The organism is Nonomuraea sp. NPDC048901, assembly GCF_040649695.1.
Classification (GTDB): Bacteria; Actinomycetota; Actinomycetes; order Streptosporangiales; family Streptosporangiaceae; genus Nonomuraea.
Window position 1 is genome coordinate 564,395 of sequence record NZ_JBEZFW010000007.1, and the last position, 16,718, is coordinate 581,112.

The 16,718-nt window shown below is 69.7% G+C and carries 15 protein-coding genes; 8 read left to right on the forward strand and 7 right to left on the reverse strand.

The features are described from left to right. Nucleotides 1-20: 20 nt before the first annotated feature. Nucleotides 21-641 (reverse strand): NAD(P)-binding domain-containing protein, encoded by a 621-nt coding sequence (locus tag AB0C30_RS27230; protein WP_357949395.1) that lies wholly within the window; start codon nt 639-641, stop codon nt 21-23. Nucleotides 642-757: 116 nt separating this feature from the next. Here AB0C30_RS27230 and AB0C30_RS27235 point away from each other — a divergent pair, with 116 nt between their 5' ends. The 3 genes from AB0C30_RS27235 to AB0C30_RS27245 all read left to right on the forward strand — a co-directional run bounded on the left by AB0C30_RS27235 (nt 758) and on the right by AB0C30_RS27245 (nt 3,097). Continuing rightward, nucleotides 758-1,159, forward strand: a complete 402-nt coding sequence (locus tag AB0C30_RS27235) for a helix-turn-helix domain-containing protein (RefSeq protein WP_357949397.1) — start codon at nt 758-760, stop codon at nt 1,157-1,159. Between the two features lie 470 nt (nt 1,160-1,629). After that, nucleotides 1,630-2,154, forward strand: a complete 525-nt coding sequence (locus tag AB0C30_RS27240; RefSeq protein WP_357949400.1) for an ATP-binding protein — start codon at nt 1,630-1,632, stop codon at nt 2,152-2,154. Between the two features lie 175 nt (nt 2,155-2,329). Then, nucleotides 2,330-3,097 (forward strand): trypsin-like peptidase domain-containing protein, encoded by a 768-nt coding sequence (locus AB0C30_RS27245; protein ID WP_357949403.1) that lies wholly within the window; start codon nt 2,330-2,332, stop codon nt 3,095-3,097. A 300-nt stretch (nt 3,098-3,397) separates the two neighbouring features. Here AB0C30_RS27245 and AB0C30_RS27250 read toward each other — a convergent pair whose 3' ends face one another. Then, nucleotides 3,398-3,649, reverse strand: coding sequence for a hypothetical protein (locus AB0C30_RS27250; RefSeq protein WP_357949406.1), 252 nt, complete (start codon nt 3,647-3,649; stop codon nt 3,398-3,400). 359 nt (nt 3,650-4,008) lie between these two features. Between AB0C30_RS27250 and AB0C30_RS27255 the strand changes: the two genes are divergently transcribed. Next, on the forward strand, nt 4,009-4,605 hold the full coding sequence (locus AB0C30_RS27255; protein ID WP_357949409.1) for an RNA polymerase sigma factor: 597 nt from the start codon (nt 4,009-4,011) through the stop codon (nt 4,603-4,605). Next, on the forward strand, nt 4,602-5,519 hold the full coding sequence (locus AB0C30_RS27260) for a CU044_5270 family protein (protein WP_357949412.1): 918 nt from the start codon (nt 4,602-4,604) through the stop codon (nt 5,517-5,519). Before AB0C30_RS27255 ends, AB0C30_RS27260 begins: the two co-directional genes overlap by 4 nt. A 108-nt stretch (nt 5,520-5,627) precedes the next feature. On the opposite strand, the gene AB0C30_RS27265 is transcribed toward AB0C30_RS27260, so the two are convergent. Further along, complete coding sequence (locus AB0C30_RS27265) at nt 5,628-8,342, reverse strand: AAA family ATPase (RefSeq protein ID WP_357949415.1); 2,715 nt, start codon at nt 8,340-8,342, stop codon at nt 5,628-5,630. A 236-nt stretch (nt 8,343-8,578) separates the two neighbouring features. Here AB0C30_RS27265 and AB0C30_RS27270 point away from each other — a divergent pair, with 236 nt between their 5' ends. Both AB0C30_RS27270 and AB0C30_RS27275 read left to right on the forward strand, forming a co-directional pair. Further along, on the forward strand, nt 8,579-9,142 hold the full coding sequence (locus AB0C30_RS27270) for a permease (protein WP_357949418.1): 564 nt from the start codon (nt 8,579-8,581) through the stop codon (nt 9,140-9,142). 35 nt (nt 9,143-9,177) lie between these two features. Further along, complete coding sequence (locus tag AB0C30_RS27275; RefSeq protein ID WP_357949421.1) at nt 9,178-9,960, forward strand: alpha/beta hydrolase; 783 nt, start codon at nt 9,178-9,180, stop codon at nt 9,958-9,960. A 62-nt stretch (nt 9,961-10,022) separates the two neighbouring features. On the opposite strand, the gene AB0C30_RS27280 is transcribed toward AB0C30_RS27275, so the two are convergent. Together AB0C30_RS27280 and AB0C30_RS27285 are read right to left on the reverse strand one after the other, a co-directional pair. Beyond that, a complete protein-coding gene (locus AB0C30_RS27280; protein ID WP_357949424.1) occupies nt 10,023-10,679 on the reverse strand; it encodes a response regulator transcription factor in 657 nt (218 codons plus the stop codon). After that, nucleotides 10,676-11,851, reverse strand: coding sequence for a sensor histidine kinase (locus AB0C30_RS27285; RefSeq protein ID WP_357949427.1), 1,176 nt, complete (start codon nt 11,849-11,851; stop codon nt 10,676-10,678). Before AB0C30_RS27285 ends, AB0C30_RS27280 begins: the two co-directional genes overlap by 4 nt. Before the next feature lie 119 nt (nt 11,852-11,970). On the opposite strand from AB0C30_RS27285, the gene AB0C30_RS27290 reads away from it, so the two are divergent. Then, complete coding sequence (locus tag AB0C30_RS27290) at nt 11,971-13,068, forward strand: DUF418 domain-containing protein (RefSeq protein WP_357949430.1); 1,098 nt, start codon at nt 11,971-11,973, stop codon at nt 13,066-13,068. A gap of 69 nt (nt 13,069-13,137) precedes the next feature. Here the strand turns inward: AB0C30_RS27290 and AB0C30_RS27295 are convergent, their stop codons facing one another. Both AB0C30_RS27295 and AB0C30_RS27300 read right to left on the reverse strand, forming a co-directional pair. After that, a complete protein-coding gene (locus AB0C30_RS27295) occupies nt 13,138-16,221 on the reverse strand; it encodes a tetratricopeptide repeat protein (RefSeq protein ID WP_357949432.1) in 3,084 nt (1,027 codons plus the stop codon). Further along, on the reverse strand, nt 16,218-16,661 hold the full coding sequence (locus AB0C30_RS27300) for a hypothetical protein (RefSeq protein ID WP_357949435.1): 444 nt from the start codon (nt 16,659-16,661) through the stop codon (nt 16,218-16,220). The genes AB0C30_RS27295 and AB0C30_RS27300 overlap by 4 nt, the downstream gene beginning before the upstream one ends. Between the last annotated feature and the right edge of the window lie 57 nt (nt 16,662-16,718).

The following is a 16,718-nucleotide window of genomic DNA, read 5'->3' on the forward strand; positions in this document are numbered from 1 at the left end:
GCAGGCGTAAACAAGGGTCGTCAACGGGCGATGGCCATGCCGAAGGGCACCGGCCCGAGCGCGCGGACGAGGTCGCCGACCATCAGCATGAACGCCTCCGGCACCCGCGCCGTCTCCACACCACCGAGATCGATGATCCACTCAGCCGCCCACCCCAGGTCGGCCAGCAGACCACCGACGGCCTTCTTGGCGTCGGCGTCGTTCCCGGACAGAAAGGCAGTGGGCGGGATGGACAGCCGAGCCGGTTGAGCCATGATCGATTCGTGCACGGTGTTGAGTGTCTTCACCACACGTACATCCGGCAATGCCCGCTGAATCTCCTCGGCGAGGCTGCTACCCGGATACAGCAGCGCCGACGCGAAGCCGTGCGCGTCGGATTCGGTGGCGTTGGCGACGTCGACCAGCACCTTGCCCGCCAGTTCCACCGCGAGGCCGGTGAGCACTTCCACCGACACGGGGCCGGGCATGGCATTGATCACCACCTCCGCCGAACCCGCCGCCTCACGCAGGCCGATGACGGGAAAGACGGCGTCCTCGCGCGGGGCACGAGAGCCCACGACGAGCTCGTGCCCCGCGCCGCGCAGCCTGCCGGTGAGGGCTCGGGCCACAGCGCCCGAGCCGAGAATAGCGATCGTCGTCATGCTCTCTTCACTCCTTGATCAGGCAGGATGAGCCCTGCTCACGAGCGAAGTTAGGCGGTGCTACGGTCGAACGGCAGTACGCACTTCAAGGTGACCAACCCACGTGAGGGGATGCCATGACCACTCGCACCGCCGCCCAGCGGCGCGCCGAGAGCCGGCTCTCCTACCAGGCCCGCTTCACCGCCTGCCCGGCAAACCGGCTGATCGAGCGCATCGGTGACAAGTGGGTGGCCGTCCTGCTCAACGAGCTGGCCGACGGCCCGCGCCGCTTCGGCGACCTGGCTCGCGCGATCGCGGGCGCCAGCCAGAAAATGCTCACGGAGACGCTGCGTCACCTCGAACGCGACGGCCTGATCTCGCGTACGGTCACTCCGGCGGTGCCGGTACGCGTCGACTACGCCCTCACCGACCTGGGCCGGAGCCTCCTGCCCGTCATGGCGGTCATGAAGCAGTGGGCCGAGCAGAACATCGACCGGATCGACAGCGCCCGCGAAGAGTACGACGCCCGCGACCGCTGAAACCCCTCCAAGCAAGGCCTTCGCCAGAGGGGCGCTTCGTGCTCAAGAACTCAGACTGTCTCCAGTGGGGGCCGCGGCCCCCACACCCCGCCCAACTGCATCGCCTTCGCCAATGGGGCGCTTCGCGCCGATCAACCTCAGACTGTGTCTATTGGGGCTCCGCCCCAAACCCCGAAACGAGGGGCTGCCGCCCCTCGAACTCCCCGACCTCTTGGCCTGCCTGGAGTGGCTACTTCGATGACCTGAGCCGAGGACAGGGAGCGGAGCATGACTGCCTCTCCTCCTTGCCCCAGCGTTGACCGGCGCACTCCCAGCACCATCGGGTGCGCGGGGCGGAGGGAGCCGGGCAACATGGGGCGGTTGGAGCTCCGGGGAAGCGGGCTCAAATATCTCGACCTCACGTAGCAGCGCCAACACCCGCAACATCACGCTCGCCGCCACCATGGGGCTTTCTCACTATGCTCGGCTCCATGATTATTTGGCTGAACGGCACATTTGGCGCAGGCAAGACAAGTGCTGCGAATGACCTCATATCGCTCATCCCTGAAGCTCGGTACTTTGACCCTGAGCAGGTTGGCTACCTGCTGCAAACCGTCTCAGACCTCCCCAGTCTCGGTGACTTCCAGCACTGGAGGCCGTGGCGCGGTCTTGTCGTTGAGACGGCCGCACAACTGCTCGACTATGTCGGCGGTGTACTCGTCATGCCGCAGACCGTCCTCGTCGAGCGGTATTGGCAGGAGATTCACACGGGTCTCCAGAGAGCAAGCATCCCTGTCCATCACTTTGTACTCCACGCGGACGAGGGCACACTCACCCGTCGAATCGAAGCGGATACCCCAGAGATCAGAAAGTGGCGCCTGGATCACCTTCCGGAATACCGCGACGCTCTGCCTTGGCTTGGCCGTGAAGGGAAAATCATCGACACGACCGAGATTCCGCCATTCCAGGTGGCCAAGACCATCGCCGCCTGCGTTGGCGGCTCGCCGCTGGAATGAGTTATCGGACGGCGGTGAAGCCGTCGAACAGGTGCAGCGAGACGGCCCGATACGTGACATGACCGTCATCAGCCGTCGGTAGCTTGATCGAATATGTGTCCCCGGAGCGCATGTGACGTCGACCAGGACAGCGGGCCTTTCCCGGGACGCAGGTTCCCACGAAGAGATGGAAGGCATGATGCGCTGGCTCTGGTTACCGATCCTCCTCGTCCTGAGCGGATGCTCGATCACGGTGTCCTTCTGGTCGCTGCCCACCGCTTCCCCGCCGCACGCGGGTGACGTCGTGATCCCGCCGGAGATCGTCAGTGAGAAGCAGAGCGTGGTACGCGTCTCGGGACCGGCGCCGTCGTGTGGCAAGAAGATCGAGGGGACCGGTTTCGTATACGCCCCGCAGCGGGTGGTCACGGCGGCTCATGTGGTGGCCGGCGTCGTCGAGTCCCTCGTGGTCACCGCCGATGAGGGTGAGGGATATCAAGCCCGTGTCGTTGCCTTTGATCCGGATATTGATGTCGCGGTTTTTTACGTACCAGATCTTTCCGCACCTGCGCTCCACATCGCTGAAACGCTCTCCGAGGCGCCGCTCGGCGATGCCTACCTGCTCGGCTATCGGAAAGACACAGAGCATGCGGTGGTAGAGCCGATCAGGGTCGACCGTCGTATTGAGGCAGAGAGCATGGATATTTACCACAAACACCAGGTCACGCGGACCGTTCTCACATTGTCCGCGGACATGCGCTCAGGCATGATCGGCGCGCCGCTGGTTCTTCCCGGGGCCACAGTCTCCGGGATGACTTTCGCCGCGGCGGTGGATCATCCGGACCGCGGCTTCGCGCTAGCCGCTAAGGAACTCCTGCCTATCACCGACGCCGCGAGTGATGCCACGAGGCGGGTCTCGACCCAGCAGTGCGATGTGGACCGTCCAACATCCGCCTCGTCCGCGTGAACCTCGGTTCGGGGACGGGGCTCGGTCTCACGGCATGAGAACGCTGCAAGAAGATCGGCGAGCCGCCGAAGGTCTCCAGCGACCAGATGCTTTCTAGCGCCTGGGGCACATACCTGAGCGGTGAACGCCGTGTGGTCTGGGCCGACTTGCCGTGCCCGGCTGCCCGGCCATCTCTGGCCCGTGATCACTAACCACAAGCCCGTGACCAGCCGAGCGCCGTTCAACGGCCTTCCCCCTGCGGCTGGTCACGCGCCCGCATCGTCGGCCAAGCCGTTGGTCACGGCCGCAGCCAGGACAGCTCTACAGTGCCTGTTCGGGTTTGGAGTTCTCCTGCGAAGTTGCCTCGGCGCCCGACGGCGGTGTGCGGAGTTGGCCGTCTCGCGTCCGCCTGTCGGGGGCGCGCAGGACGATCCGCAGCACCTGGACAGCGCGGTTCTGGCGCTTGGCCGACGGGGCCCACAGGGCGGTCAGGCCTGCTGCGACGACGATGATCGCCAAGGCGAGTGGCAGTACCGAGGCGCTTAAGCCCACTGCCTTGAAGAAGTCGAGCACTGACGGCCTCCTGGCAGCGCGAAGCTTGCCAGAGGTCTCTCCCGCCCGGTTCAGGGACGGACCAACAGCCCCGGGGGCCCATGGAGCGGGGCTGCACCGTAAATGACGAGGCTGCTGCGAAGGGATACTCCCCCTGTACTGCGAAGCGTAAAGCCGGGCGAACTCGCCGTCTGTATGCGAGGGATAAGGCTTGATGAACTCCTTCCCGAAGCCCCGTCGACGTGCGGTGGGAGTGGTGGGACATCCGGCACTGGGCGGGCCGTAGGGGACTGATGGGAAGAAGAAGTGGGCGTACGGCGAAGGGTGGGTGAAAGCAACGATCACCATCCGGAAGGCACACTCATGACGGAGACGGGCACGTGACCGCCGACGTGGGCGAGCAGGTGACCGACGCCGACCTCGTCGCCGGTTACCGGCGGGATCCCGAGCTGTTCACCGCCGTGCATGACCGCTATTTCCGCGACATCTACCTGTACGTTGCGGGCCGCCTGGACACGCAGGTGGCCGAGGACATCGCGGCGGAGACGTTCCTGCTGGCGTTCGATCGGCGCGATCGTTTCGATCCGGGGCAGGGGGGATTACGGCCTTGGCTGTTCGGGTTCGCCACGAACCTGGTGGCCAGGCATCGCCGTAAGGAGGCCCGCCACTACAAGGCGCTGGCCCGGCTGGACCCCGCGCCGGTCGTGGAAGGGCACGAGAACCGGGTCCTCACCTCAGTATCCGCCCAGCGCGTGCAGCCGCAACTGGCCATGGCGCTCGCCTCGCTGAACGCCGGCGAGCGTGACGTGCTGCTGCTCCTGGCACTGGGAGAGCTGAGCTACGACGAGATCGCCCAGGCGCTCGGCATCTCCATCGGCACGGTGGGTTCGCGGCTCAGCCGGGCCCGCGCCAAGATCCACGCTCGGATCGACAGCACCCTCATAGACAGCGCACTCAGAGGCAAGGAGACCCCATGAACGACCTGGAAGAGGTGGCCAGTCTGCTGGCCAAGCCGGAGCCGTCCGAGAAGGTGGTCGCGCGTAGCCGGAGCAGGCTCCAGCACAGGACGCTGGGCCACAGGACGCTGGGCCAGAGGATGCGGAGCCGGGGGCGCGTCAGGTGGTTCGTGCCGGGTGTGGCGCTGGTCGCCGCCGGGGCGGCCGCCGCGGTCGTGATCGCTACGGGGGCGGTCACGAACGCGGGCGCTCCGGCGCATGTGATCGCCGCGGCTCCGGTCTCGGGCAAGGAGGTCCTGCTCATGGCGGCCGTCAGCGCGGAACGTACGCCGCAAAGCTCCGGGACCTACTGGCACGTCACCGCCAAGTGGTCGAACAGCGAGATTCCCCCTATGGAGAGCTGGACCTCGCGCGACGGCAAGCGCTGGACGAGGAACGAGCCGGGCGACACTCCGGACACCGTCGTACCAGACTCGATCTCGCTCAGGCTCAAGGGAGCCGACGTGAGCTTCGACGACCTCGAGAAGCTGCCGACGGACCCGGAGGCCCTGAAGGCGTGGATCGTCCAGCGCAAAGGCGACCCGGATGACATGTCCACGTCCGAGGCCCAGGGCGACCCCACACTCAGCCTGCTCGCGCTGATCACGGAGCTGCCCACGCCTGCGGAGGTCCGTTCCGCGGCGTTCCAGGCGCTCGCCGCGACGCCGGGAGTCGAGAACACGGGCGCGGTCGAAGGCGGTCAGGCCTTGCGGATTCCCGACCCTGACGACCCGGATAACTGGATCCAGATGGTCGTCGATCCCGAGACCGCCCGGGTCGTCCGCGCCAACCTCTTCCTCGCCGGTAACGGAAACTCGGGGCACACCGACGGATACATCTCCGTGACCACCGATTGGACGGACGAGCTCCCCGCGACGCCGAAGGACCGCCCGTGACCAAGGGCAAGGCGATGCCTGATGCCTGATGCCTGGTGACGGTGAGACCCGTCGCCAGGCACCAGCCCAGATCCCGGTTCCGCAGCCGGATCAGGCGATTTGGGTCGTTCAGCTCAGGTCGAGGTGGGCGAGTTCGGTGCGGGTGGTGACGCCGAGCTTGGGGAAGGCGCGGTACAGGTGGTGGCTGACGGTCTTCGGGCTGAGGAAGAGCTGGGCGGCGATCTCCCGGTTGGTGATCCCCGTGGCGGCGAGGCGTACCACCTGCTGCTCCTGGGGTGAGAGCAGGGCGGCCAGATCGGGGCTGCCCTGGGCCACGTTCTCGCCCGCCGCGCGCAGCTCGGCGCGGGCCCGCTCAGCCCAGGGGCGGGCGCCGACGCGCTCGAAGGTCTCCAGCGCCGCGCGCAGGCGGGCCCGGGACTCGTGCCTGCGGCGGTTGCGGCGCAGCCACTCGCCGTGGAGCAGGTCGGTGCGGGCCCGCTCGTAGGGGCGGTTCGCCTCGGCGTGCGAGCGCGCGGCCTGCTCCCAGTGCCGTTCCGCCTCGTGGTCGTCGTGGGCGAGGAGGGCACGGCAGCGGTGCAGCACGGCCTCCGCCCACGGATGACCGGCGGCCGCGGTCCAGGTGGCGAAGCGGGCGAGCGGTTGCTCCGCGCGGGCGGGCAGGCCCAGTCGCACGGCGGCCTCGATCTGGTCGGGAGCGAAGTAGATCGGCATGATCTGGTGCCGGAGCGGCCCGCGGGCGGCGGCGTCGAAGCGTTCCAGCGCCGCCTCGAAGCGGCCCTGGCCGAGGTCCAGCAGGCCGAGCGCCCATTCGGCCCAGCCGACGATGGTCGCCACCGGATGGGCGGCGACGTGCGCGATCGTCCGCTCGGCGAGCTCGCGGCACTCCTGTTCGCGGCCCTGGACGGCGCTCGCCATGGCCATGACGCTCTCGAAGTGCGCGACGCGGTGCGTGTGGCCGATGTCGACGGCGAGCCGACGGCCCTCCGTCGCGGTCGTGACGGCGTCGCGGAAGCGCCCGAGGTACAACTGGTGGATCGCCAGCACAGCCTGGGCGAGCGGCAGCAGCCCGATCAGGCCGACGGACCGGCATTCCTCGATCGCCGACTGGGCGATAGCCTCCCCGTTGTCGAAGTCCCCCGAGATCCCGGCCAGCGAGCAGAGGCTGATTCTCAGGGCCGTCATGCCGGCGGGGATCGCCACGGCCACGGCGATGAGCTCACGGAACGGCGGTAGCGCCCGGTCCAGGTCGCCGGCCAGGAAGTCGGCCATGGCGCGGGCCGCCCGGACGAAGCCGTCCAGCCCGTCCTCCGGCGACAACGGCAGCTCGGCGAGCCGCGCCGCGGACTCGGCGACGGCCGCCGGATCGCTGAGGTACCACGCGTTGCGCACGGCGTCGAGCAGGATCAGCGCCGCGGCCTTGCGATCCAGGACGGAGATGGAGGCGGCGCCGTCGAGCAGGATCCGATGGGCGTCGTGCACGGCTCCCCGGTCGAAGGCGATCCGGCCGCGCAGCCCCGCCAGCCGCGCGACGGTCAGCGGGTCGTCGTCGAGCCGCCGCGCCTGGTCGGCCAGGCCCTGCGCGTGCTCCAGGACGCCGGCGTCCGCGGCGGCCTCGGCTGCCAGGGCCAGCCGCCGGGCCCGCTCGGCCAGGCCGGGGGTGAGCCGCGCCGCCCGTTCCAGGGCCGCGGCGGCCGCGGCGTGGCCGGCGCGCTCGCGGGCGCGGCCCGCCGCCTGCTCCAGCGCGGCGGCGATCGGCTCGTCGCGGCCCGTCGCGGCGGCGGCCAGGTGCCAGGCGCGGCGGTCGGCGTCCTGCTCGTCGTCGAGCACGCCGGCGAGGGCGCGGTGCACGGCCAGGCGTTCGTCGTAGACCGCCCGCCGCGCCGCCGCAGTGCGCATGAGCGGGTGGCCGAAGGAGATCCGCCCGTCGGCGGTGGACAGGAAACCGGCGTGTTCGGCCGGGCCCAGGGCACTGCCGTCGACCCCCAGCCGGCCGGCCGCGCGCAGCACGACGTCGAGGTCCCGGGCGTCGTCGAGGGCCGCGACCAGCAGCATCGTCTGGGTGCCCGGCGGCAGGACGGCGATGCGCGCCTCGTAGGCCTCCTGGATCCGGCGCGGCAGCGGCAGCGGTTCCTGCGCGTGCCGCAGCGCCTCGGGGGCCCGGGGCAGCTCGATCAGGGCGAGCGGGTTCCCGCCGCTCGCGGCGAGGATCCTTTCCCGCACCGACGGGCCCAGCCCGGGCGTGCGCTCGTGCAGCAGCTCGCCGGCGGCCTGCCGGTCGAGTCCTTCGAGCCGCAGTTCGGGGACCCCGGGCGCGTGGAAGCCGTCCCTGGCGGCGAACAGCAGGGCGATCCCCTCGGAGTGCAGCCGCCGGGCCGCGAACAGCAGCGCCTCGGCCGACGATCGGTCCATCCACTGGGCGTCGTCGACCAGGCAGAGCAGCGGGCCGTCCTCGGCCAGTTCGGTGAGCAGTGACAAGGCGGCCAGGCCGATGAGGAAGCGGTCCTCAGGGGCGTCCCCGCGGGCGGTGGCCAGGCCGAACGCGCCCTCCAGCGCCCGGGCCTGCGGCGCCGGCAGCCGGCCGATCCGGTCGAGGGCCGGGCGGAGCAGCAGGTGGAGCGCCGCGAAGGGCAGCTCGGCCTCGGTCTCGATGCCGGTGCCGCGCAGCGGTCGCAGGCCCTCCGGCGACCGGGCCGCGTGGTCGAGGAGCGCGGACTTGCCGATGCCGGGCTCGCCCCTGAGTATCAGGCTTGCGCTCCGGCCGTCCCTGGCCCGTGCGAGCAGCGCCTCGATCTCCGCCAGTTCTCGTTCCCGCCCTCGCAGCACGATCAGAATGTACCGTCACTCGCCAGACGGGCATCAGTCGTATCACCCGACAATCGTCCGATACCGGCCGGACGCCTCCGGTCCCTAGCGTCGTACCGCAAGCGCGATCCGCGCGCAGACGTAAGGGGAAACATGTGGACTTCCTTATCTTTCTGATCTTGTTCGTCGTGCTGTGCGGGTGGCTCGACCACTGGGCCACCCGCGCCGCCGAGCCCGTCGCCAAGGAAGGACGCTAGATGTTCATCGGACACTTCGGCCTGGCCGCTGCGGTCAAGGCCCGCGAACCGCGCGTCCCGCTGTGGTCGCTCATGCTCGCCACGCAGTTCCTCGACGTCGTCTTCGTGGCCCTGTACCTGGCGGGCGGGATCGAGTCCTTCAAGGCCGTCGCCCCCGGAACCTACGGCGAAGCGCTGATCAACGCGCAGTACACCCACTCGCTGCTGGGCGCCTTACTGCTATCGGCGCTGTACGGCGGCCTCGGCGCCCGGCGGTGGGGCCGCAGGACCGGTTGGTTGCTGGGCGCGATGGTGTTCAGCCACTGGCTGCTCGACCTGCTGGTCCACCGCGCCGACCTGCCGCTGCTGCCCGGCAACGCCGGCGGCCTGCCCCTGCTCGGCCTCGGACTGTGGCAGGTCCCCTGGGCCACGGCCGTCATCGAAGGGATCCTCCTGGTGGTCGGCGCCGTCCTGTACTTCCGCTCGGTACGGCAGCGCGCACCCGTCACCTGGCGCGCGATGGTCTCCGGCGGCGTGATGGCGGCGCTGTTGGTCCTGGGCCTCGCCGTCGATGTCCTCAGCTGAGACCGCCCATGTCCTCTTTCGCGAAGGGTGCTGACATGTTCGTTGACGTGCCGGACGGGCGACTGGCCTACGATTCCGCCGGCGAGGGGCCACTGGTGGTGTGTGTGCCCGGCCTCGGAGACATCCGGGAGGTCTACCGGTTCCTGCGTCCCGCGCTGGTGGAAGCGGGGTACCGGGTGGTGACCATGGACCTGCGCGGCCACGGGGAGTCGTCAGCGGGGTGGGACGACTACTCGCAGTCCGCCGTGGGCGGCGACATCGTGGCCCTTCTGGAGGAACTGGACGCGCCCGGCGCCGTCCTGCTCGGCAACTCCTACGCCGGAGGCGGCATCGTCCGCGCCGCCGCCGAGGCTCCCGAGCGGGTGGCCGGCATCGTCCCCATCGACGGGTTCATCAGAGCCATCCCGCTCAACGTCGCCGTCCGAGCGCTCGTCCGGGTCATCGGCTCCTCCCCCTGGTTGTGGAAGATCTACTACGGCATGGCGCACCCCACCGCCAAGCCCACTGACCTGGACGGGCACCGCGCCAAGCTGGTGGCCATGCTGCGCGACCCGCGGCGGCACGAGGCGATGCGCCGCATGCTCTTCGACCGGGCGCCGGACGCCGAGCAGGTCCTCCCGCATGTCCGCTGCCCGGCCCTGGTCCTCATGGGCGTCAAGGATCCCGACTTCCCCGACCCGGCGGCGGAGGCGCGGACTCAGGCGTCACTGCTGCGGGGGCAGGCCGTGTTGATCGACGGCGCGGGCCACTACCCCATGTCGGAGTTCCCCGAGCGCACGGCCGAAGCGCTGCTGCCGTTCCTCAAGAACGTCTTCTGACCTCATCGGGCTGCCAGTAGTTCGGTGAACGGCCGATTCCGCGCTGATCCAGGCAACAGCCTTCAGGCGGTGCCCACGATGCGGTTCTCCCAGGCCCAGGCGACGACCTCGACTCGGTTGCGCATCTGGAGTTTGGCCTGGATGGCGGTGACGTGACCTTTGACCGTGCTCACCGAGATGAACAGCTCGGTGGCGATCTCCTGGTTGGTACGGCCCGCGGCCATGGCCCGGACGACTTCGGTCTCTCGTTGGGACAGCGGCGCGGCGGCTCCGCCAGTGGCCGGCCCTCCGGAAGCGGTGAGGTGGCGCAGGAGCCGTAGCGTGATCGACGGGGAGATCAACGCGTCTCCGGCGTGCGCGGCCCGGACGGCCTCGACGAGCAGGGCGGGCCCGGCGTCTTTCAGGATGAAGCCGGCCGCTCCGCCGCGTAGCGCGCCGTAGACGTACTCGTCCAGGTCGAAGGTGGTGACCACGATCACCCGCAGCGGGTCGGGGACGCGAGGGCCGGCCAGCTCGCGGGTGACCTCGATGCCGTCCAGGCGGGGCATCTGGATGTCCACCAGGCACACGTCCGGGCGCAGCCTCCGGGCCAGGGCGACCGCCTCGGCGCCGTCGGCGGCCTCGCCGACCACGCTGATGTCGGGCTGGTCTTCCAGGATGATGCGCAGGCTGGCGCGGATCATCGCCTGGTCGTCGGCCAGCAGGACCCGAATGGTCATCGGCGCCCGCTCACGGAAGCGGCTGTGGCGATGGGCAGGGTGGCGAGTACGGACCAGCCGGCTCCGCGGCGCGGGCCGACGCTGAGCGTGCCGCCGAGAGCCTCGACGCGTTCGCGCATCCCGATCAGGCCGTACCCGCCCCGGTGAGGGTAGGGGGTCACGCCCGGCGGGGCGTCGTCGACGACCTGCACCCTGACGGCGTCCTGGTCTCGGGCGACGGTGACGGTGACTGTGACGTGGCGGGCGTTCGGGGCGTGGCGGGAGATGTTGGTCAGCGACTCCTGTACGACCCGGTAGAGGGTACGGGCCACTTCGGGCGGACACCCCGACTCCCCGTCAGGCAAGCTCAAGCGCACCACAAGCCCGTGGCCGTCGAACCGTTTGACGAGCTCGCCGAGCTGTTCGGCGGAGTGCGTTTTGTCGTTGTCGTTGCTGTTCTCGGTGGCGTCGCGCAGCAGGCCGACCACGCGGCGGGTCGCGGCCAGCGCGTCGGATCCGGCGGCCTCGATGTCGGCCAGGGAGCCTTCCGCCGTGTGCGGCTGCTTGCGGGCCAGGAGCTGGCCGGCCTGGGCCTGGAGCACGATGGAGGTGATGTGGTGGGCGACGACGTCGTGCAGCTCGCGGGCCAGCTCCAGACGCTCGTTGCGACGTACCCGCTCGGCCATGGCCCGGCGCCGGGCGGCCAGCAGCCGCGGCCCCAGCCCGGCCACCAGCGCGGCCAGCCACGCCGCGCCGTTCAGCACCGCCACCACCGAGCCGGTGGAGAAGACGAACGCGGCCAGCAGCCCACCGGCGACCACCGCGCCCCCGCCGGCCGCGACGGCGCCCGCCCGCCAGGCCGGCAGCACTCTGACCGCGGACCCGACCAGCACCGACAGGCCCAACGCCATAGCGGGCCCCGGCTCACTCGGCAGCCCGGCCAGCCGGGCGACCACGAGGGCGACCGCCGCGACGGCCAGGCCCGCGATGGCCGCCCACAACCGGCCGCGTCGGCGCACCAGAGCCAGCCCGCATACCACCGCCGCCGCCACGCAGCCGAACTGCCAGTAGGCGCCACCCCAACTGTCGGCGAGCCGGTACGCCTGGAAGGCGAGCGCCGCCGCGAACCCGACGCCGAGCCCGGCATCGACCGCGAACCCGACCCACCCGCTCAGCGATCCCCGACCCTTCACACCGCTCAGGCTAGGAGATGACTGCCCCGCACCGAACCAGCCGAAAGTACCGTCGAGCACCGCGTAACCCTGCTTTCGCTCGATGCCCGGCACCGGACCGGGCCCGCAGGATGAGCCTCATGCCACATCAAGATCCCTATCCGACGCCGAAGGCCACGGACCCGACCGAGCCTGAGCGCCGCCGTGCACCTGCTGGCGGGCGCCCGGCTCAATCCGGCGGCCGGGCGATGACCTCCTCCAGCCGCCCACGCATCGGCGCGCTCGACGTAATCCGCGGATTCGCGCTGTGCGGGATCCTGCTGGCCAACGTCCAGCCGATTGCCAGCCTCGGCGGCCCGGTCGTGACCCATGGGTCGCCGACAGCGGGGGATGTGTGGATGGGGCTGCTCGTCGAGCAGCGCTTCTTCCCGATCTTCTCCCTGCTGTTCGGCGTCGGCTTCTCGCTGTTGCTGGAGTCGTCCGCGGGCCGTACCGCTCACCCGCGGGTGCTCCTGCTGCGCCGGCTGCTGGTGCTGCTCGCGCTCGGTCTGGTGCACCACTTCCTGCTGTGGCAGGGCGACATCCTGGCCATCTACGCCATCGTCGGCCTGGTGATACTGCTGCCCTCGACCTGGCTGCCCCGATGGGCCGTAGCCGGCCTGTCCGCCGCGCTCCTCGCGATCTCGCCGATCCTCGGAAGCGGCTTCTTCGGCCTGGTCCCCGGGCTGTTCCTGCTGGGCTCGACACTGACCCGGTACGGGGTGATCGAGCGGATCGAGCGGTCCACCCGAGTGCCGATCGTTTTGGGCTCGGCCCTGGCTGCGCTGGCGGCACCCGTCCTGTGGTGGCAGGTCGGGCTGCGGTCCGACGACCCCGGCTTCGGCCTCGCGATGGGCGTGGGTGGGCTGCTGGTCGCCGGTTTCTACATCTGCGCTCTGCTGGTCCTGCTCCGGACGCCGCTCCGCCCGGCGCTGCAGGCCATCTACGCGCCGCTGGGCCGGATGGCGCTGACCAACTATCTGACCGCCACGATCCTCGTCCTCGCTGCCCAACGTGTCATCGGTGGCTCGCCGGACAACTGGTCCTTGACGATGGTGGTCGGGATCGCCGCTGCCATTCTCTGCACTCAGTGGGTGTGGTCTACTCTCTGGCTGCGCCGATACCGCTTCGGGCCCCTCGAGTGGCTCTGGCGCTGGGCCACCTGGGGCCACCGCCCACTCCTACGCCACACTCCCTGAGGGGGTCCTAGAAGTGGGTGGCGATACATCATCATGAGGGCATTCTGTCCTCTCACCCGGCCGAACGCCTCACTCCTTGATCCAGTCCGGCAAGGGCTGCCCAGTCAGGGTTTCGAACGTCTCGCTGACCTCTTGCGGGCCGGCTCGGTACACCTCATGGAGAACCTCGGCGGCGGCTCCCACAAGATCGCGTGCGTACTCCGGAAGTTCCAGGCCGATGGCCAGCGCTTCAACCAGGGGAACGACGGCTTCACCGTGCCGCTGCGCCTGGCTCAACGTCCGTCCTTGGACAGCGAGACTGCGCACATAGTTGGGCAGGTAGGCGTCGGGATTGTGTTCGGCCAGTTCGCCATACAGGTCGACGGCTTGCTCGGAGACGGGTACGGCTTCGGCTATCCGCCCGACCTCCGCCAGCAGGGCGGCGTGGTTGTTCAACGAGCCCGCCAGGTTGGGCAGGTAGGCGTCGCGGTTGAGTTCGGCCAGTTCGCCATACAGCTCGACGGCTTGCTCGGAGACGGGCACGGCTTCGGCTCGCCGCCCCACCTCCGCCAACCGCACAGCGTGATTGCTCAGCGACATGGCCAGGTCGGGCAGGTAGGCGTCGCGGTTGAGTTCAGCCAGCTCGCGGCGCAGCTCGACGGCCTGCTCGGAGACGGGCACGGCTTCGGCTATCCGCCCGACCTCCGCCAACCGGTTGGCGTAATTGCTCAGCGACGTGGCCAGATTGGGCAGGTAGGCGTCGCGGTTGAGTTCAGCCAGCTCGCCATACAGCTCGATGGCTTGCTCGGAGATGGGCACGGCTTCGGCTACCCGCCCCACCTCCGCCAACTGAACAGCGTGGTTGTTCAACGAGGCCGCCAGGTCGGGCAGGTAGGCGTCGCGGTTGAGTTCGGCCAGTTCGCGGCGGAGTTCGACGGCTTGCTCGGAGATGGGCACGGCTTCGGCTATCCGCCCGACCTCCGCCAACCGGTTGGCGTGATTGCTCAGCGACATGGCCAGGTCGGGCAGGTAGGCATCGCGCTTGTGTTCGGCCAGTTCGCCATGCAGCTCGACGGCCTGCTCGGCGATGGGCACGGCTTCGGCTACCCGCCCCACCTCCGCCAGCAGGGCGGCGTGGTTGCTCAGCGACGTGGCCAGGTTGGACAGGTAGGTGTCGCGGTTGTGTTCGGCCAGTTCGCCATGCAGCTCGATGGCCTGCTCGGAGACGGGCACGGCTTCGGCTCGCCGCCCCACCTCCGCCAACCGCACAGCGTGATTGCTCAGCGACATGGCCAGGTCGGGCAAGTAGGCGTCACGATTCAACTCGGCCAGCTCGCGGCGCAGCTCGACTGCCTGCTCAGAGATGGGCACGGCTTCGGCTCGCCGCCCCACCGCCGCCAATCCAACAGCGTGATTGCTCAGCGACATGGCCAGATTGGGCAGGTAGGCGTCACGATTCGACTCGGCCAGCTCGCCATACAGCTTGAGTGCCCGCTGGCCGGCTTCCAGGGCGGGCTGGTGCTGGCCCGCGTTGCCCAGGCGATTGGCATGGTTGAGATGAAGCGCTGCTTTTCGCGCGGGGTCGGTGGTGGCCGTCAGGCGATGGTCGGTCAGGCGGGTGGACAGGGCGGCGATTCCGAGATCGAGGTCGATGTGCCGACCGGGTGGCAGCAAGGCCTCGACGGCTTCCAGGAGGGCCAGGTCGATATCGGGCAAGTCGGCCAGGGCGGCGAGAGCGGCGCTGCCGGCGTACAGCATGTGCTCGGGGTGGGCGGTAAGCAGGGGGTACAGCTGCCTGCTGGCCACGTGCGGCCAGCGGCGGGCGGTCTCGATCAGTACTGTCAGCGCGGCGCGAGTCCACGGAGGCGGCTGTTCCTCGCCAGAAGCCGGGGTGAGGAGCGGGAGGAGCGCGGTGCCTGCCCAGGCGTCCACGGCGCTCGTATCGCACCCGGCAGCGGTGTTGCCGGGAATGGACAGAGCGAGGAAGTCCTCACCGAGCCGGTCGGGATACAGCGGCTCCAGTACGGTGGCCGGATCGTCAGCCGGGTAGCAGCGCTGGTGGTCGGCCAGGACCTGGGCAGCGTTCTCCGGCAGAGTGGCGATCTGAGCCCGCTCCAGCACCGCGATCCCGGTGAGGTGCGGGAGCGGCCCGGTCAAGGTGGCTGCCCACACCGCGCGCCCCATGGTCGGCGGCGGTGTGGGCAACGGATCGTCGTGACGGCTGTGCCAGGCCTGCCAGTGCGCGCGTTCGCGGCGCAGCAGGTAGGCCGAGATCCGTTCCGAATCGACCGGCGCCGTGGTGCCACGATGGTGCGCGTCGACGGCGGCCAGCGCGGCCATGTGCACCGACAGCACCTGCGCGAACCGCACGTCACCCAGCCGCGCAGGAGGATCGATGGCCTGGCATCCCGCCACCTCCAATGCGGCGGCGAAACGGTCCCGAGCAGCGGTGAACAGCTCATGCCGGTCAACCTCACCACCCAGCGGCTGCAACGGCACCTGCTCAGCGGGTAGATCCAGGTCGGCATCCAGCCATTCTTGAAGTCCCTGCCACCACCACCCGGCCGAGCGGGCCAGCAACAACACCCGCACCGTCGGCCCACCCGGCATTCTCACCGCCAGCGTGCGCAGATCGCTGAGCAGCGCCTGCAGGTGCGTGAACGCCCACCGGTCGGCGTAGTCCACCACCACCAAAACCCTCGCCGCACCCGCCGGCATGCTCAGTCGGGACGGCACGGCTGAGCTCGGCAGCGCCTCGCGCGCCTGCCACACCTGCCAGCCCTGCTCCCCGCTGGAGTGCTCACCGGCCAGGAAGGCGGCCAGCCGGGTCTTGCCCTGCCCGCCCGGCCCGTGCACCAGCCGCACCGACATCGAGCCCTCCGGGCCTTGCATCCAGTCCGCCAGCTCCCGTCGCAGGGATTCGCGGCCGATGAACGGCACCACCTCATACCGGGCCAGCAACAAGCGAGACGGCTGCGCCCGCGCCTGCTCTGCCCCTGGCCAGCTCCGCGACGGAGGGAACGGCTCCACCCGATACACCGGCCTGCTCAACGTGATCGTCACGCTGCCGGCCACCCCGTGGACCTGGATCACATCGCCCAGCACCAGGCTGTCGGTCACTGACTGGGAGACCGCCTTGCCCTCGTGGCCGGATCGGCCCCTGGAGCCGATCATCGGTCGATCTCGGCGTCGCCGCCGACGCCATCGACCTGTACCACCTCGCCACCGATCCGCGTCCGGGTCACCGTCTGCCCGGTCTCCGGCGCTGGCGACACCGGCTCGGATGCCTCGGCCGCAGGCTGTTGCGGAGCAGGAGCGGGGGATGAAGGGGGCCCGAGTCGCAGCGTGCCCGTGACACCTTTGACCTGGGTAACGCCGCCGCCAACTGTTGAGCCGGAGACCAACTGGCCCGCCACCGCCGCCGACCCTTTGGCCGTACGCGTAAGGCGATGAGTAACCCATGCGCACGCCGCCGACAAGGCGACCGCGATCAGCGCCCACCACCACGACCACTGCCCGTCGTTGAGGATCTGATTGCCGGCCACCGCCCCGCCCACCGGCAACACCACCGACGCCGCCAGCAACAGCGGCCTGCGTACAGAGGTACCTGTCATAGCGTCACTATGGACTCGAACTTGCCTGCAGCCCAGCCAAACAACACAACCAGCCAC

Coding starts and splice junctions, on each gene's coding strand:
- AB0C30_RS27230 (WP_357949395.1), bottom strand. CDS start 641: ATGACGACGATCGCTATTCTCGGCTCGGGCGCTGTGGCCCGAGCCCTC.
- AB0C30_RS27235 (WP_357949397.1), top strand. CDS start 758: ATGACCACTCGCACCGCCGCCCAGCGGCGCGCCGAGAGCCGGCTCTCC.
- AB0C30_RS27240 (WP_357949400.1), top strand. CDS start 1,630: ATGATTATTTGGCTGAACGGCACATTTGGCGCAGGCAAGACAAGTGCT.
- AB0C30_RS27245 (WP_357949403.1), top strand. CDS start 2,330: ATGATGCGCTGGCTCTGGTTACCGATCCTCCTCGTCCTGAGCGGATGC.
- AB0C30_RS27260 (WP_357949412.1), top strand. CDS start 4,602: ATGAACGACCTGGAAGAGGTGGCCAGTCTGCTGGCCAAGCCGGAGCCG.
- AB0C30_RS27270 (WP_357949418.1), top strand. CDS start 8,579: ATGTTCATCGGACACTTCGGCCTGGCCGCTGCGGTCAAGGCCCGCGAA.
- AB0C30_RS27275 (WP_357949421.1), top strand. CDS start 9,178: ATGTTCGTTGACGTGCCGGACGGGCGACTGGCCTACGATTCCGCCGGC.
- AB0C30_RS27280 (WP_357949424.1), bottom strand. CDS start 10,679: ATGACCATTCGGGTCCTGCTGGCCGACGACCAGGCGATGATCCGCGCC.
- AB0C30_RS27290 (WP_357949430.1), top strand. CDS start 11,971: ATGCCACATCAAGATCCCTATCCGACGCCGAAGGCCACGGACCCGACC.
- AB0C30_RS27295 (WP_357949432.1), bottom strand. CDS start 16,221: ATGATCGGCTCCAGGGGCCGATCCGGCCACGAGGGCAAGGCGGTCTCC.
- AB0C30_RS27300 (WP_357949435.1), bottom strand. CDS start 16,661: ATGACAGGTACCTCTGTACGCAGGCCGCTGTTGCTGGCGGCGTCGGTG.